The organism is Streptomyces sp. HUAS MG56, assembly GCF_058673395.1.
The window spans coordinates 960566-975188 of the sequence record NZ_CM178722.1 but is presented as its reverse complement, the minus strand read 5'-3'; the positions used below and the strand labels follow the sequence as shown (position 1 = coordinate 975188).

General features: G+C 68.5%; 10 protein-coding genes and 6 pseudogenes. 8 read left to right on the top strand and 8 right to left on the bottom strand.

Annotated features, from left to right (window positions below; genetic code table 11):
• Window positions 1-25: 25 nt before the first annotated feature.
• Together AC4OXY_RS04860 and AC4OXY_RS04855 are read left to right on the top strand one after the other, a co-directional pair.
• Window positions 26-769, top strand: a complete 744-nt coding sequence (locus tag AC4OXY_RS04860; RefSeq protein ID WP_402071119.1) for an HAD family hydrolase — start codon at window positions 26-28, stop codon at window positions 767-769.
• A complete protein-coding gene (locus AC4OXY_RS04855) occupies window positions 766-3168 on the top strand; it encodes a glycoside hydrolase family 65 protein (protein WP_491993250.1) in 2403 nt (800 codons plus the stop codon). The genes AC4OXY_RS04860 and AC4OXY_RS04855 overlap by 4 nt, the downstream gene beginning before the upstream one ends.
• An 89-nt stretch (window positions 3169-3257) precedes the next feature.
• On the opposite strand, the gene AC4OXY_RS04850 is transcribed toward AC4OXY_RS04855, so the two are convergent.
• Together AC4OXY_RS04850 and AC4OXY_RS04845 are read right to left on the bottom strand one after the other, a co-directional pair.
• Window positions 3258-3599, bottom strand: coding sequence for a hypothetical protein (locus AC4OXY_RS04850; RefSeq protein ID WP_491994788.1), 342 nt, complete (start codon window positions 3597-3599; stop codon window positions 3258-3260).
• A gap of 200 nt (window positions 3600-3799) precedes the next feature.
• A complete protein-coding gene (locus AC4OXY_RS04845) occupies window positions 3800-4420 on the bottom strand; it encodes a TetR/AcrR family transcriptional regulator (protein ID WP_376294075.1) in 621 nt (206 codons plus the stop codon).
• Between the two features lie 62 nt (window positions 4421-4482).
• Here AC4OXY_RS04845 and AC4OXY_RS04840 point away from each other — a divergent pair, with 62 nt between their 5' ends.
• A complete protein-coding gene (locus tag AC4OXY_RS04840) occupies window positions 4483-5703 on the top strand; it encodes a metal-dependent hydrolase family protein (RefSeq protein ID WP_356028062.1) in 1221 nt (406 codons plus the stop codon).
• Window positions 5704-6224: 521 nt separating this feature from the next.
• On the opposite strand, the gene AC4OXY_RS04835 is transcribed toward AC4OXY_RS04840, so the two are convergent.
• Window positions 6225-7247: an IS110 family RNA-guided transposase gene (locus AC4OXY_RS04835; protein WP_362817419.1), complete on the bottom strand. Its 1023-nt coding sequence runs from the start codon at window positions 7245-7247 to the stop codon at window positions 6225-6227.
• A 181-nt stretch (window positions 7248-7428) separates the two neighbouring features.
• Complete coding sequence (locus AC4OXY_RS04830; RefSeq protein ID WP_491993249.1) at window positions 7429-8109, bottom strand: maleylpyruvate isomerase family mycothiol-dependent enzyme; 681 nt, start codon at window positions 8107-8109, stop codon at window positions 7429-7431.
• Between the two features lie 346 nt (window positions 8110-8455).
• On the opposite strand from AC4OXY_RS04830, the gene AC4OXY_RS04825 reads away from it, so the two are divergent.
• The 4 genes and pseudogenes from AC4OXY_RS04825 to AC4OXY_RS04810 all read left to right on the top strand — a co-directional run bounded on the left by AC4OXY_RS04825 (window position 8456) and on the right by AC4OXY_RS04810 (window position 11057).
• Complete coding sequence (locus AC4OXY_RS04825; RefSeq protein WP_356028067.1) at window positions 8456-9394, top strand: MerR family transcriptional regulator; 939 nt, start codon at window positions 8456-8458, stop codon at window positions 9392-9394.
• A gap of 146 nt (window positions 9395-9540) precedes the next feature.
• A pseudogene (locus AC4OXY_RS04820) lies at window positions 9541-10084 on the top strand (GNAT family N-acetyltransferase).
• A gap of 158 nt (window positions 10085-10242) precedes the next feature.
• Window positions 10243-10499 (top strand): annotated as a pseudogene (locus AC4OXY_RS04815) (transposase family protein); the annotation flags it as partial.
• A 180-nt stretch (window positions 10500-10679) separates the two neighbouring features.
• Entirely contained in the window at window positions 10680-11057 is a 378-nt protein-coding gene (locus AC4OXY_RS04810) for a nuclear transport factor 2 family protein (protein WP_356028069.1), read from the top strand.
• Between the two features lie 153 nt (window positions 11058-11210).
• Here AC4OXY_RS04810 and AC4OXY_RS04805 read toward each other — a convergent pair.
• A pseudogene (locus tag AC4OXY_RS04805) lies at window positions 11211-11705 on the bottom strand (transposase); the annotation flags it as partial.
• A gap of 76 nt (window positions 11706-11781) precedes the next feature.
• Between AC4OXY_RS04805 and AC4OXY_RS04800 the strand changes: the two are divergent.
• On the top strand, window positions 11782-12372 hold the full coding sequence (locus tag AC4OXY_RS04800) for a DUF6461 domain-containing protein (RefSeq protein WP_356028071.1): 591 nt from the start codon (window positions 11782-11784) through the stop codon (window positions 12370-12372).
• 5 nt (window positions 12373-12377) lie between these two features.
• Here the strand turns inward: AC4OXY_RS04800 and AC4OXY_RS04795 are convergent.
• The 3 pseudogenes from AC4OXY_RS04795 to AC4OXY_RS04785 form a co-directional block, all read right to left on the bottom strand.
• A pseudogene (locus AC4OXY_RS04795) lies at window positions 12378-12929 on the bottom strand (transposase); the annotation flags it as partial.
• A gap of 74 nt (window positions 12930-13003) precedes the next feature.
• Window positions 13004-13090: pseudogene (locus tag AC4OXY_RS04790) on the bottom strand (hypothetical protein); the annotation flags it as partial.
• A gap of 432 nt (window positions 13091-13522) precedes the next feature.
• Window positions 13523-14589 (bottom strand): annotated as a pseudogene (locus AC4OXY_RS04785) (IS630 family transposase); the annotation flags it as partial.
• Window positions 14590-14623: the final 34 nt, after the last annotated feature.

The window sequence follows — 14623 nt, the reverse complement described above, 5'->3', positions numbered from 1 at the left end:
ACAGGCGGCTTCTAGCATCGGCGGCATGCTGGGGCTTCCTGCGCGCATCCGCGCCTGCCTGTTTGACCTGGACGGGGTGCTCACCCAGACCGCGAAGGTGCACGCGGCGTCCTGGAAGGAGATGTTCGACGCGTATCTCCGCGAGCGCGCGACGCGCGAGGGCAACACGTTCGTGCCGTTCGACGCGGTCGGTGACTACGACGAGTATGTGGACGGGCGACCTCGTGAGGACGGCGTGCGCACGTTCCTCGCCGCACGCGGGGTGCACCTGCCCGAGGGATCGCCAGGCGACCCGCCGGAGGCGGAGACGGTGTCCGGCCTGGGCAACCGGAAGAACGAGCTGGTCCTGCGGCGGATCCGCGAGGAGGGGGTGGAACCCTACGACGGCTCGGTCCGGTTCGTGCACGCGGTGCGGGCGGCAGGACTGCGCTGCGCGGTGGTGTCGTCGAGCGCGAACGCCCGGGACATCCTGCGAGCGGCGGGCATCGAGGGGCTGTTCGACGAGCGGATCGACGGAGTGGTCACGCGCGAGCGCCGGCTGCGGGGCAAGCCCGCCCCGGACACCTACCTGGAGGCGGCCCGAGGGCTCAGCACGGATCCGGGGGAGGCCGCGGTGTTCGAGGACGCTCTCGCGGGCGTCGAGGCCGGGCGGGCGGGACGCTTCGGTGTGGTCGTGGGCGTCGACCGGGTGGGTCAGGCGGAGCAACTACAGGCGCACGGCGCCGATCTGGTGGTCCGTGACCTGGCCGACCTTCTGGAGGAGCGGTGATCACCCATCCCAGTTTCATGGTCGAGCCGTGGGCGCTGCGTGAGACCGAGCTGAACCTGGATGTGCTCGCCCAGAGCGAGTCCGTCTTCGCCCTCTCCAACGGGCACGTCGGGTGGCGCGGCAATCTTGACGAGGGAGAGCCGCACGGACTGCCCGGCGCGTACCTCAACGGCGTCCACGAACAGCATCCGCTGCCTTATGCCGAAGCCGGCTACGGATATCCCGAGTCCGGCCAGACGATGATCAACGTCACCGACGGCAAGGTCATCCGGTTGTTCGTCGACGATCACCCGTACGATCTGCGCTACGGTCGGCTGGTCGCGCACGAGCGGGTCCTCGACTTCCGCTCCGGCATCCTCAGCCGCACCGCGCGGTGGACGTCGCCCGGCGGTCGTACGGTGCGCATTTCCTCGCGTCGGCTCGTGTCCTTCACCCAGCGCGCGGTGGCCGCGGTGGTGTACGAGGTGGAACCGGTCGATGGCCCGGCCACGGTGGCCGTGCAGTCCGAGCTCGTCGCCAACGCCCAGTTGCCGCGTTTCGAGGGCGATCCTCGCGTGGCCGCGGCGATCGAGTCACCGCTGCTGGCCGAGGAGCAGTTCGCCGAGGACACTCGACTGCGGCTGGTGCACCGTACCGACCGCAGTGCGCTGCGGGTGGGGGCAGCGGCCGACCATCTCGTCGAAGGACCGCAGATCACCCGCTGGACGGCGCAGTGCGAGCCGAACGTCAGCCGGCTGACGGTGACCGCGGACCTGGTGCCTGGGCAACCGCTCCGACTGGTGAAGTTCGTGGCCTATGGCTGGTCGGGGGAGCGTTCGCTGCCGGCCGTACACGATCAGGTGGACGCCGCGGTGGCGGCCGCGGTCAGCACCGGCTGGGACGGTCTGGCCATGGCGCAGCGGGCGTATCTGGATCGCTTCTGGGCGTGCGCGGACGTCGAGGTCGAGGGCAGCGCGCGCATCCAGCAGGCGGTGCGGTTCGCCCTCTTCCATGTGCTCCAGGCGGCGGCCCGTAATGAGAACCGCGCGATCCCCGCCAAGGGCCTGACCGGAACCGGGTACGACGGGCACTGTTTCTGGGACACCGAGTCGTATGTGCTTCCGGTGCTGACGTTCACCGCTCCGGGAACCGTCGCATCGGCGCTGAGGGCGCGTCACCGGATGCTGCCAGCGGCGCGGGAACGCGCACGCCAGCTGGGGCTTGCGGGAGCGGCGTTCCCCTGGCGCACGATCGACGGTGCCGAGTGTTCCGCCTACTGGCCGGCCGGTACGGCCGCCTTCCACATCAATGCGGCCATCGCGATGAGCGCCGACCGGTACGTCATGGCGACGGGGGACGAGGACTTCGAGCGCGGTGAGGGGCTCGACCTCCTCGTGGACACCGCTCGGCTGTGGCGCTCGCTCGGGCACCACGACGCGGAAGGCGTCTTCCACATCGACGGCGTCACCGGCCCCGACGAGTACAGCGCGATCGCCCGCGACAACCTGTACACCAACCTGATGGCCCGGCAGAACCTGATCTCGGCCGCGAACGCTGCCGCGCGTCATCCGGAACGCGCCGCAGAGCTGGGCGTCGACGACGAGGAGACCGCGGCGTGGCGGGACGCCGCGTCCCGCATGGCGGTGCCGTACAACGAAGCGCTCGGCGTTCACGAGCAGTCGGCCGGTTTCACGAGTTTTCAGCGCTGGGACTTCGAGGCGACGCCGCCCGAGAACTACCCGCTCCTGCTGCACTACCCCTACTTCGACCTGTATCGCAAGCAGGTGGTGAAGCAGGCCGACGTGGTGCTGGCGATGATGGAGTGCCCCGATACCTTCTCCGACGAGCAGAAGGCACGCAACTTCGCCTACTACGACGCGCTGACCGTCCGTGACTCCTCCTTGTCGGCGTGTTTCCAGGCGGTGCTCGCCGCCGAGACCGGCCATCTGCGCCTGGCCCACGCCTACCTCAGCGAAGCCGCGCTGATGGACCTGGACGACCTGGAGCACAACACCCGTGACGGGCTCCACATCGCCTCCCTCGCCGGGACCTGGATCGCGCTGGTCGGCGGGTTCGGAGGCTTGCGCCGGTACGTCGGCGACGAAGGGAGCCAGGACCAGCTGGCGTTCGCGCCCCGCCTGCCGGAGGCGCTGTCCAGGGTGGCGTTCACGCTGCTGGTACGCGGACGCAGGCTGAAGGTGGACATCGGTCCGTCCCTTGTTCGCTACCGCCTGGTGGACGGCGAACCGCTGGTTGTGCTGCATCACGGCGAGCCCACGACCCTGACCGCCGACGCTCCGGTGGACCGCCGGATGCCGCCTGCGCCCATGCTCCCCGAGCCGCAACAGCCGCCGGGCCGGCGCCCAGTGGGCCTGCCGGCCGAGGACGAGGAACAGCCGACGACACAGGACTACCGGTAGTCCGTCAGATCCGGCAGTGGTGGGTGGTCCGTGGGTTGATGTCCGTTTCGAAGTGAGGCTTGGGGCAAGGGTGCTGGCCGCGGTGCCGGCTACTGTTGCCGGGTAAAGCAGCTGGTGTCGGCTTCGGTGAGGATGCCGCGTTTGGCCAGGCGCTTCAGCTTGGCCTGGGTGCCTTCGACGTTCTTCGGCAGCAGTTCATGGCCGAGGGCCTGGCAGACGTCCTTGGCCCGCAGGGGGCCGGTCGCCTCGTTGAAGGCGGTCGGGATGCGCGGGTAGTCCGGGTGCTCGGGCGGTTCGAGCGGGGATGCGGGGAGCCGGTCGGCGAAGCCGGCGACGGTCCTGCGGGTGATCGCGAGGCGCCTGAGACGTGTCTCGGGCTGCCGTAGCCGGGTCCGCAGGTCGTCGATTCGCGTGCGCAGGTCGTCGGCCAGGGCCCGGCGGCGTCGGCGGCGGTGGACCTCGAGACGGCCGCCAGCCGCCGTAGAAAAGGCGGTGATCCCGGTGACCGCGTCCACGACCGCACGGAACCCAAGGCTGTCCACAGGACCGCACCGGGGTCCGACCACCGGCTTCTTCGCGGCGTCGTCAGAGGGCTGGCCGGTGGTTGCACTGGGCCGTCTCTTGTGCTGCGTCAGCCCAGAAGCCCGGCAAGCACGGCCGTCGCCGCGTTCAGCAACTCCTCGGCAGCGGGGCCGCCCGCGGTGGTACGGGCGAGCAGGCCCTCACGTGCGGCCAGGACCACCTGAGCGGCCTGCTCGGCGGAAACGCCGGGGGGTACCAGCTCTGGCAGGACCCGGTGCAGCAGTGTCGCCACCGCCGCCGTCACCGTGCGGTCGTGCGCGGCGACCCGGTCGGCGAGTTCGGATGTTCGGGCGGCCAGCAGGCGGAACTCCAGGAAGAGCAGCATCCACCCGGCTTCGGCGGCCTCGACCCGCAGCAGTGCCTCGACCAGCCGACGTGCCCGTTCCTCGGGGCCCAACGCTTCGGCCGCTGCGGTCAGGTGTTCCAGCTCGCTCATTCGCTTGGCCGCTTGCTCGTCGAAGAGCGCCAGCAGCAGGTCCTCCTTGGTGGCGAAGTTCGAGTAGAAGGCCCCGCGGGTGTAGCCGGCGGCGGTGCAGATGTCCTCGATGCTCGTCCGTGCGTATCCCACGGACAGGAACAGTTCGCCCGCCGCCGACAGGAGGCGGGCTCTGGTGTGGACGCGGCGGCGTGGGGGCCGGGGCGTGGAAGGTCCGGCCGGAGAGGAGTTCACAACATCACGATACATGGTGTATTCAATACGTGTCGTATTGAAACGGGGAGAGGACCACAGCCATGAACCGACTGCTCATCACCGACGCCCACCTACTCCATCCCGAGACCGGCAGCCGTACCGACCCGGGCTGGATCGAGGTCGCCGACGGCCGGATCGCTGCCACCGGCACCGGCCGCCCGCCCGGCGCCGGACAGGACGTGCGGGTCCTCGGTGCGGCCGGCGCCACCGTGATGCCCGGCCTGATCGACGCCCACGTCCACCTGCTGGTCACCTCCCTCGACCTGGCCGCCATCGCCTCCTGGACCCCCGGCTACCTGACCGTCCGGGCCCTCGCGGAGGCGGAACGGATGCTGCGCCGCGGCTTCACCACCGTCCGGGACGTCGGCGGCGCCGATCACGGCATGGCCCAAGCCCTGGCCGAAGGGCTGGCACTCGGCCCGCGACTCGTCCACGGAGGGAAGGCGCTCTCCCAGACCGGCGGCCACGGCGACCTGCGCCCGCTCGGAGACGACTCGGTGCCCTGCTGCGAGAGCCGTCCCCACTTCGCCCGGATCGCGGACGGAGCCGACGCCGTACGCGCGGCGGCCCGGGATGAGTTCCGTAAGGGCGCCGCCCATCTGAAGGTGCTGCTCTCCGGCGGGGTGGCCTCGCCGCACGACGAGATCGCGGCCGTCCAGTACAGCGAGGAGGAAATAAGCGCCGCCGTTCAGGAGGCGGAGAACCACAACCGGTACGTCACCGCGCACGCCTACCACCCACGCGCCATCGATCGCGCCCTGCGGGCCGGCGTACGTTGCGTCGAACACGGCAACCTGATCGACGACGCGACCATCCAACTACTCCTGGAGCGGGACGCCTTCCTGGTGCCGACCCTGGTCGCCTACGAGCAGACCGCGAAACTCAGCCGGCAGTCCGGCCTGCCGGAGTCGTCCTACCGCAAGCTCACCGAGGTCCGCGACCAGGGGCTGGCCGCCCTGGAGAACGCCCACCGCGCGGGCGTCAACCTGGTCTACGGCAGTGACCTGCTCGGACCGCTGCACTCAGCGCAGTTGGAGGAGTTCACCCTGCGCGCCGAGGTCCAGCCCGCTGCGGATGTCATCCGCTCTGCCACCAGCACGGCGGCCCGCCTGCTGCGGATGGACGGTGAGATCGGCACCCTCGCTCCGGGCGCGCACGCCGACCTGCTCGTCGTGGACGGCGACCCGCTCGCGGACCTGACCGTCCTCACCCGTCCCGAGCGGCACCTTCGGCACGTGATCAAAGCCGGTTCCCCCCTCTGAGAGGGCCTCTTGAGCGAGGCGGCGCATGAGGTTCTCCTGCGGGATCGTCATGCCATGGCGATGGCATGACGCGGACTTTGAGACGTCATCTCATTCTCAAAGACGGGCTGGGAAAGACAGCCAGCCTGGTGACGTGATCATTTGGCCAGAGGGAGAACCATCGCAGCAGACAAGGATCTTCATCCGGCTGACATCACCAGAGAGGAATTGTCATTCCTGAAGGGGCGGGTTCTGTCAACGGTGGTGTTTTTGCTGGTTGTTGGCGGTATCGGGCAGGGCCGACCGACTCGTGGCCGGGGTGTGGTCCCGAGGTAGGTGTGAGCATGCGGTTGTGGGTGTCGCTGTTCTCCAGTCCGCGATGCGGGAGGGCAGGGCCGTACTCGGCTGCCGGTCATTCCTTCGCGGCGCTGGGCCGCATGGAGCGATACGACGTGGGGCAGGCGGGGCCAATCAAATCCACGGCCGCGCCGTTGAGGGGGCCAGACAATTGCCCGGCCGCGCGCCTGCCGCCACCGAGCTGCTCACGCCGTCTGGCGGGCCAGGGCGCGGATGTGTCCGTCGCGCAGCCCGTAGTAGACCAGCGTAAGCAGTTTTCGGGCCGCGGCGACCTTCGCGATGTTCCTGCCGCGGCGGGCCTCGATCCGTGCCCGGTCTTCGGCGATCTTGGGTGTGGTGGCGCGTTGGATGGCCTCCACGACGGCCCAGCGCACGAGCTTGCTGCCCTGCTTGGTGACGTGCCCGCGGCGCACGACGGTGTCGGATTCGTAGTGGCGCGGGGTCAGTCCGGCCCAGGAGCACAACCGGTCGGCGGAGGGGAACCGGTGCACGTCGCCGATTTCGGCGACCAGTACTGCGGCCAGGACCGGTCCGATGCCGGGCAGCCCCCGGATGGCCCCACAGCCGGCATGGCCGCGAAGCCGCTCGGCGATCCGGGTGTTGAAGACGGCTTCCTCGGCGTCGAGGATGTCGATCAGCTTCAGCAGGGAGACCACGCGCTGGGTGTAGGCACCGGACAGCGTGGTCTGCCCCAACTGGCGGCGGCCGTCGGTGCCGAACAAGTCGGAGACGGCGATGAGGACCCCGGCCTTCGCAAGCACCGCGTGGACCTGGGCCTTCAGCCCACTGCGCAGGGCCACCAGTTTGGCCCGGTAGCGGACCAGTTCACGCAACTCCCGCAGGTCGGGCGGGGCGATCCAGGACTCCGGAAGACGCCCCATGCGCAGCAGGTCGGCAAGGTCCGAGGCGTCCTTGATGTCGTTCTTGACGCGCCGGTAGGCGAAGCCCTTCACGCCCAGCGGGTGGGCCAGGTGGACCTCGGCCCCGGCAGCCTGAAGCACGTCAACTGCCCAGTACCAGCCATAGGTAGCTTCCACGACCACGTCCGGGCGACTGCCGGCCTGCTCGATCTGCAGGCCCAGCGCGACCGGGTCGTTTGCGATACGCACTGCGCTCAGCTGCGTGCCGTCCACGGTCTGACGCACGATCACGGAGCGCCGGCGATGCAGGTCGATGCCGACATACTGGTGTCCGTCGTACTCGCTCATCAGGGGCCTCCTTAGCCATGACGAACGTGAACACCGGGTATGTACCCGGCCCCCCGAGGGCGGAGGCCCCGCCCCTTCATCGCATCAAAACCTGTGGACGGGGAAGATCAGACGCTGACGGGCTGCCGTGGTCTGCGAGCTATGTCGAGGGCCCACGCGACTCAGGGCTGCTGGGCCGTTCCTAACCCAACGCGAGCCAGGTGACACCCAGCCTGGCGATCCGGGAGGACTCCTCCGGCCGCAGCGGCTCACGCCCAGTGAGTTTGCGAAGCAAACGGGCACGGCTCCAACCCAGCTCGGTCACCCCGCTCGTGTCCGGTCCGGCGAGAAGTTCCAGCAGCAGGTCTCCGGCCGGCGGCGTCAGCCATGTCTCACGCCCGAGTGCATCCGCCAAGTCGATCCCGTGCACGGAGACTTCGAAGACGCGCGTCAGCATGAAGTCGGCGAGCAACATGGCGTCGTCGTGTCGTGTCCGCACCACTCGGTGCTCCGGCTCCTTCCGGCACAACTCTTCCGCCTTCCGCCAGGTTTGGGTGAAGTCGGCGACGAGCTCGGCCCCTGAACGATGACGAGCGGCTCGGTCTCGTCCAAGCTCGATTCGGGCCGCGTTGGTCGCGGTGCTGAAGCGGCGGTCCGGCCTGTAGTACTCGGTCGCGGAAACTTCTGGGACCTCGGGAGCCTGGCCGTCGATCATGTCGGGCACCCAGTCCAGGACGACGCAGACATGGCCCAGCAGTTCATGGGCGGACCACGGTGAACACCGTGTCGGGCGGTCCCACGCCACTTCCGGCAGCCCCGCGAGTCCCCGGCCGAGCGCCTCGGCCTCTGTCTCGAACGCGTCCAACACTCGGGAGAGGTCCATGATCATCAGGCTACCAGCGGGCCCCGTACCGGTCTGTGGTCAGGCTGCAGCCGCAGTTTCCGGGCGTTCGACCAGGGGGCCGTTCTCGAAGCTGGCGCCGGCGCGGGCCAAGCCGTCTCAGTGAGGTCAGCTCTCTGGGGATGTCGGAGAGCTGACGATCGTCGAAGGGCGTAGCTCATTCTGCTGCCCTTGACCGAACCGGTACCCGATGACGGCTCCGGCGATCCCTGTGACTGGGGTGACATAGAAGCTGAAGTCCTGCGCAGCGACTCCAGCGATCATGGGGGGGGGGCTGGCAGGCATAGGGGCTTGAGTCTCCAGCAGGGGGAGACGTAAAGGTGGGGGCATGGATGGCGTCACGCTCTACTCGATCGGCGAGCTCGCTCAACGGACCGGTCTCACGGTCAAGACCATTCGGTTCTACTCCGATCGCGGAATCGTGGCGCCGACGGACCGCAGCCCGGCCGGCTACCGCCTCTACAACATCGACGCTGTCGCACGCCTGAACCTCGTGCGGACCTTGCGCGAGCTGGGACTGGACCTTCCCACCATCCGCAAGGTCGTGGACCGCGAGCTCTCGCTTCCCGAGGTCGCCGCGGCGCACGCCGAAGCACTGGCAGTGCAGATCCGCGTCCTGCGCCTGCGACGCGCGGTGCTGACGGCGGTGGCCGAGCGCGGGTCCACACCTGAGGAGACGGAACTCATGCACCGGCTGGCCCAGCTCTCCGAGGACGAACGCCGACGTCTGATCGGCGATTTCCTCGACGTCGTCTTCGGAGGTCTTGACGCCACCCCCGCATTCGCGGGGGTCATGCGCTCGATGACCCCCGAGCTGCCCGACAACCCGGAGGCGGAGCAGGTCCAGGCGTGGGTGGAGTTGGCCGAAATATCCCTGGACCCGGATTTCCGCGCCAGCGTGCGGCGGATGGCCGAGGACCAGGCAGCCGAGCAGGCCCGAAGCGACACGATGGGCCCGCGCCGCGACATTGCCGCAGCCGTCCGTGACCAGGTCGGCCCGGCCCTGGCCGCTGGCATTGACCCGGCCTCGCCCCAGGCCGATCCGATCGTCGCGGCGTTCACGGCGCACTACGCGCACCTCCTCGGCCGCCCCGACGACGTCGAGCTTCGCCGTCGGCTGGCGACTCGGCTGGAGAGCGTGAACGACCCCCGCAGGGAGCGGTACCTCCAGCTGCTTGCAGTGGTCAACAGCTGGCCGGCCCCGGAGAGTCTGGCCCCAGTGTTCGACTGGTCCGTTCAGGCTCTGCGCGTCCGGACACAGCAATGACGGTGCGGTCGCAAGGCGACATGGGCCGGACGCGGCTGGCGTCGGGTGAAAACATCGCCGCGCATGATCGGTTGGTGAATACTCCCGTCGTACTTCAGATGGCCGCGACGTCCCCCTCTCCCGCTCTCGTCCTTCGCGCCTGGCGCATGGAGGACGTTGCCGCATTGGTCGAGGTGAGCCGGGATCCCGCATTGCGCCAGTGGGCGAGCTCTGTCGTGGACAGTGATGCTGACGGGAGTGGGTGCGGGCCCAGCAGCGAAGCTGGGCAGCGGGGGACCGGTTCAGTTTCGCCGTCCTTGAGGTACAACCCGGTTCAGTTCGCGAACAGTTGGTGGGCAACGTGGTCCTCAAGGAAGTCACCCCCCGCAAACCGGCGGCCGAGGTGGGCTACTGGACCGCAGCGCACGCTGGCGGGCGGGGAGTAGCCCCCCGCGCTCTTGAGGCACTCACCGGCTGGGCCTTCGACACCTTCGAAGTCGACAGACTGGAGCGCCTCGAACTCCTGCACCAGGTGGACAACCTGGCATCGTGCCGGGTTGCGCAGAAGAGCCGGTACGACTTTGACAGCGTCCTGCCCGCAGCGCCACCCTCCTTCCCCCCCGCGATGGCCACCTGCACATACGGCGCACGGAAATGCCGGGGACTGAGCAGTCCGGATCAGGGAACGAACCGGTGCACGTGCCGAGTTGATCCCTCATGCTGTGAGCTGGAAATGTCGCGGGTGCCAGCTCATCGAGCCCCTTTCAACCTGGTGGGGCAGGCCGCCGGTTGGGCGGGTCTGCGATGTGGTGAAGCTCCTGGTAGACGGTGTCACGACCAAGATCCACTGTCCCCACCAGGAGCTTCACGTGCTTGCCCATCCGTCGGTAATCGATCTGTCCACCGCGCACCTGCCGCATCTGACGCGTCAACTGACCGGACACCGGAGGGAGATGGGTACGCGCCGGCAGCGGCTGCCGGCGGGCGTCAGGCCCTGCCTGCCCTGGCGCACCTGCGGTGCGGTGACACCTATGCCCAGCTCACCGATGGCTTCGGCATCGGGATCGCTACCGTGTACCGCTGTGTCCGGGAAGTCGTCGAGCTACAGGTCGCGCTCGCACCGACGGGCGTGCGTTTTCGACGCGTTGCCCGTGAGCATGGCAATTTCTTGGGGGTGAGAAGCATTTCGGACCGTCTACGGCTGTTTCGCATCTTGTGCCAGTGCTGTGACCGGGATGGTTCACCGTGGTCGGGAGACGGCCCACGGGACGAGCGCGGTCCGCGAGGCGAGTGGTATTACTGGTGCATGCAGGAAGAGACCGCGCGGTCCGCGATCGACACGTTCATCTCCGCGTTCAACGCCACGGACGACAGCTATGTGACTGCGCTGCTCTCCCAGGCCCTAACCTCGGACGTGGTCTTCTGGGGACCGTTGGGCCGCAGTGAGGGGATCGAGGCGGTCGAGCGGTTCGTGCTGGACATCCGGCGCCACCCCGCGGGGACCGGCACGATGGTGCGCTGTTCGGCGGTGGACATGCCGGACGAGTGGGCCCGGTACCAGTGGGTCTTCACGACGCCGGATGGAGGCCCCCGCCTGGCGGGAACGGACGTCGTCCATCTGCGGCGGAGCCTCATCGACCAGGTCATCGTCTTCGCGGGGGAGATCGAGCCGTCCGCCTCCTGAGCCGTTCTCATCTGGCGCCGTCCTTCTCCTGAACCGGCCCCGTTCGGGGCTCCGTGTCTGCCCAGCCGAGATCATCTTCACAACGCTTCGGTCGTCCGCGCTTGGCCACGAGCGGACCGATGATGCACTGTGGCTGTGTAAGTTCGCGGTTGGTCAGGCTGCGGTGTTGAGGGGGCGTCCGCCCCAACGGATGTCCTTCTCGCTTCGGATGCGGGCGCGTTCCTTGCGTTCGGCGGCCAGGACGGCGCGCTGGCGGGCGTTGGCGTTGCGTCAGCGTAGATAGGCGTGCAAGGCTCGTCTCTGCACCGTGTGGTTGGGGTGGTTGGGGTTGGCGATGGTGAACTGCCTCAGCGGTCCGAAGTGGGCCTCGATGGGGTTGGCCCGAGAGGCGTAGGTCGGGGTGAAGCACAGCTCGACCTTGTGCTTTGTAGCCCACCGGCGGATGTCGGTGCCTTTGTGGGCGGACAGGTTGTCCAGGATCACGTAGATGGGGGCGCCGTCGGGCCGGGCGGCGCGGATCGACTTGAGCGCGGCCAGCGTGAGTGGGCCGAACTCGTCGAACGCGAAGACCCGGTCGGGGAAACGGTCCAGGACGTGCTCGATGCGGTCCAGCTTCGCCTCTCGGTCGGGGTCGGTGGATTCCTTCCAGACATCCGATGCAGTTGATCTGTCAAGGGCTGAGGTCCGGGACAGGGTGTCAGTGGGGCGTGGCAGCATCCGCCACATGACGAGCACAGATGCGGACCGCGGCCTGGACATCTTCCGAGACGGGGACTTTCCCTTCTACACACTGACCTTTGCGCGAGATCTGCCCCCGGAGGAGCTGCTGACCCGCATGAGGGTGGACCTGACGACCCTGACGCTTCGCGACGGCACAGACCTGGCGGATGACTTCGGCGACGATCTCTTTGACGATGATGAACCAGTCGTCACCACCGGTATCGACGGCTCCTGGACGTGGGCGTGGGAACAGGGCGGCACGCACGGACTCGATGAGCGGATCTTGAGCGCCGTCTCCGCCGGGACCGAAGCCGTCGCGCTGCACTACAACGAGAAGCCGATGCACTGGTTCAAGTACGCGGTGGGCGGCGAGATCATCGTCGACTTCCACACCCTCCAGGCGATCGAGCCGGCTGGGCACGAGCCGGCAAGGCTCGACGAGGTCATGAGGCCCCTCGGGCTCGTTCCTGGACAGGCTGCGCCTCTTCACAGCGTCTTGGGACTGGTGGAGAACGCTTTTGGCATCCGCTTGACGAAGCCTGGAGAGGTTGACGACGAGCGTTGGAGTGGCAGGCTGCGTCCTCTGCCGAACTGAACGTCTCAAGCGGCTGCGTTCAGAGCAGGGAGTTGAGGCGGTGGGAAAGCTGTGGCCTCCTCGTAGCGGGTGCGTGTGGCGAGGCAGTGATGGAGACAGCCGAGCATGCGGTTGAACAGGTGGCGTTGGGCGGCGCTGTGCAGGTCTCCAGCCTGGCGGCGCCGGTCGTAGTGAGCCCGCGCACCTGGTGAGGCTGACAGGGCGGAGAAGGTCCAGAGGTGGCCGGCGGCGGCGAGTCGCTGGTTCTTGACCCGGCGGGCCATGACGACGAAGCTTCTGCCGGACGCCCGGGTCACCGGTGCGGCCCCAGCGAAGGCCCTGAGCCCCTTCGCGTCGACGAAGCGGGATCGGTCGTCTCCGATCTCAGCGAGCACCCGGGCGCCGATGAGCGAACCGAGCCCTGGCAAGCCGGTGATGATCTCGGCATCCGGGTGTGCATCAAAAGATTCCACCGCCGCCGCGGTGAGGTCATCGACGCTGGCGCAGGCAGCATGGAGTTGTCGCAGCAGGGCGAGGGTCTGACGGCCCATCGCCTGCTCGACGAGGGGAAGCTGCCGCATCTGTGGGAGACGCCGTGGGTGGCCAGGAGGTCGAGGAGCTGCTGGAGGCCGGCAGCGTCATCGGTGATCCGGGCCCGGGCTAACAGGGCTCCGTCATGGTCGACCAGGGCGACGTCGTGGTGGTCGCTGGCCCAGTCGATTCCGCAGAATACGCGCATCGTGTGGTTCGGTTTCTTTCGCTCGAAGGTGTTGCCGCTGGTCGCAGCCACGAGGGGGCGCGTCTCTCTGATGGAAGGGCTCATGGCCCTGCATTCGATCAGCCGTTCGTGACCCCAGCTGCCCGCAGGGCCCTCGGTCCGCTCCAGAGCCCGGCGGCTCCAGGCTTGTTGAGGGGTGACCCCTGCGAACGGCTCGGACCACGGATATCAACGATCCGATCATCGGACTGGATGCGGTGCACACGTTGCGGTGGCAGCGGACGGAACCGGGGCGGCTCTTGTCCGAGGGATCGAGTCCCGGGGGTGTGTGGACGACTACCCCGGCACCGACCGCCACCACCGCAGCGATCAGGCGGGAGCGGCCGGACCAGTCTGGAAGAAGAGCTCACTGGGCCCTGGTCTTGGTGTCTGATCTCTTCGGATTGGTGTCGGCTGGTGGGTGAGTTTGAGTCCGGTGCTGGCCAGGCAGCCGTCGATCGGGTTGGGGCGGAGCTGGATGTCACGCAGACCCCGGCGGAGGGTGCGTTCGAGGTGGTCGTCGTCGGTGAAGGCGGTATTGGCCATAGGTCCGCGCCGTAGCAGCGACCAGACGCCCTCGACCGGGTTCAAGTCCGGTGCGTATGAGGGCAATTGGATGATGGTGAGCCAGTCGTGTGGGGCCGCGTAATCGCGCATTCCGGCTGCCCGGTGGGTGTTGAGATTGTCCCAGATGACGACGATCGGGGCCTGGAGCTGGATGTGGGCGCGGACGACCAGGTCGCGGTAGTCGCTCCAGGCGCAGCTGTCGCGTCCCTTGCCCTTGTGCTTGCGGTGACGGCGCGGCCGATAGATCAGACGGGAGGCCTCGCCCGGCCGGTAGCAGCACATCACGGCGATCGACCAGCGGCGCCAGGACCGGCCCCGTACCCGCACCACCGGCGTGTGCCCACGCCGGCCCCAGGTGCGGGCCCGTGGCGGCGTCATCGAGAACCCGGCCTCGTCCTCGAAGACGACGTACGCGCCCAGCGCCGCCGCAGTCATTCCGCCTGCGGCCACACATCCTTCTTCCACAGGCCCACCGCCTGCTCGTCGCGCTCCAGAGCCCGGCGGGCCGGACACTGCCACGACCAGCCGTGCCGGTGCAGCAGCCGCCACACCGCCGCCGATGAGCAGTCCAGCCGGAACTTCCGGGCGATCAACTCTCTGATCCGGGCGAGGGTCCAACGCCGGTCCTCCCAGCCATGCACAGCCGGTCCCCGCGCCAGTTCCTTCTCCAACTCGGCGAACTCGTCGTCGGACAGCTTGGGCAGTTTCGGTGGCCCCGCGGAGGCGAGCGCAGCCATCCCGCCCTCCCGCCAGGCGCGCCGCCAGCGTTCCACCGACCGCTCACTCACCCGCAGATCCCTCGCGATCACCGCGGTCCTCTCACCGCGACCGAACCGCTCACCCGCCTCGTACCGGATCCGCTCGCGAAACCGCCGCCGCTCCGCGGTCAGCCCACCACCCTGCGCGTACCGCATACCACCGGCCTACCGCAGGCATCACCACACGTCA

Excerpts from the sequence above, each read along its gene's own strand:
- AC4OXY_RS04835 (WP_362817419.1), bottom strand. The coding sequence starts at position 7,247 with ATGAGCGAGTACGACGGACACCAGTATGTCGGCATCGACCTGCATCGC.
- AC4OXY_RS04825 (WP_356028067.1), top strand. The coding sequence starts at position 8,456 with ATGGATGGCGTCACGCTCTACTCGATCGGCGAGCTCGCTCAACGGACC.
- AC4OXY_RS04840 (WP_356028062.1), top strand. The coding sequence starts at position 4,483 with ATGAACCGACTGCTCATCACCGACGCCCACCTACTCCATCCCGAGACC.
- AC4OXY_RS04810 (WP_356028069.1), top strand. The coding sequence starts at position 10,680 with ATGCAGGAAGAGACCGCGCGGTCCGCGATCGACACGTTCATCTCCGCG.
- AC4OXY_RS04860 (WP_402071119.1), top strand. The coding sequence starts at position 26 with ATGCTGGGGCTTCCTGCGCGCATCCGCGCCTGCCTGTTTGACCTGGAC.
- AC4OXY_RS04830 (WP_491993249.1), bottom strand. The coding sequence starts at position 8,109 with ATGGACCTCTCCCGAGTGTTGGACGCGTTCGAGACAGAGGCCGAGGCG.
- AC4OXY_RS04800 (WP_356028071.1), top strand. The coding sequence starts at position 11,782 with ATGACGAGCACAGATGCGGACCGCGGCCTGGACATCTTCCGAGACGGG.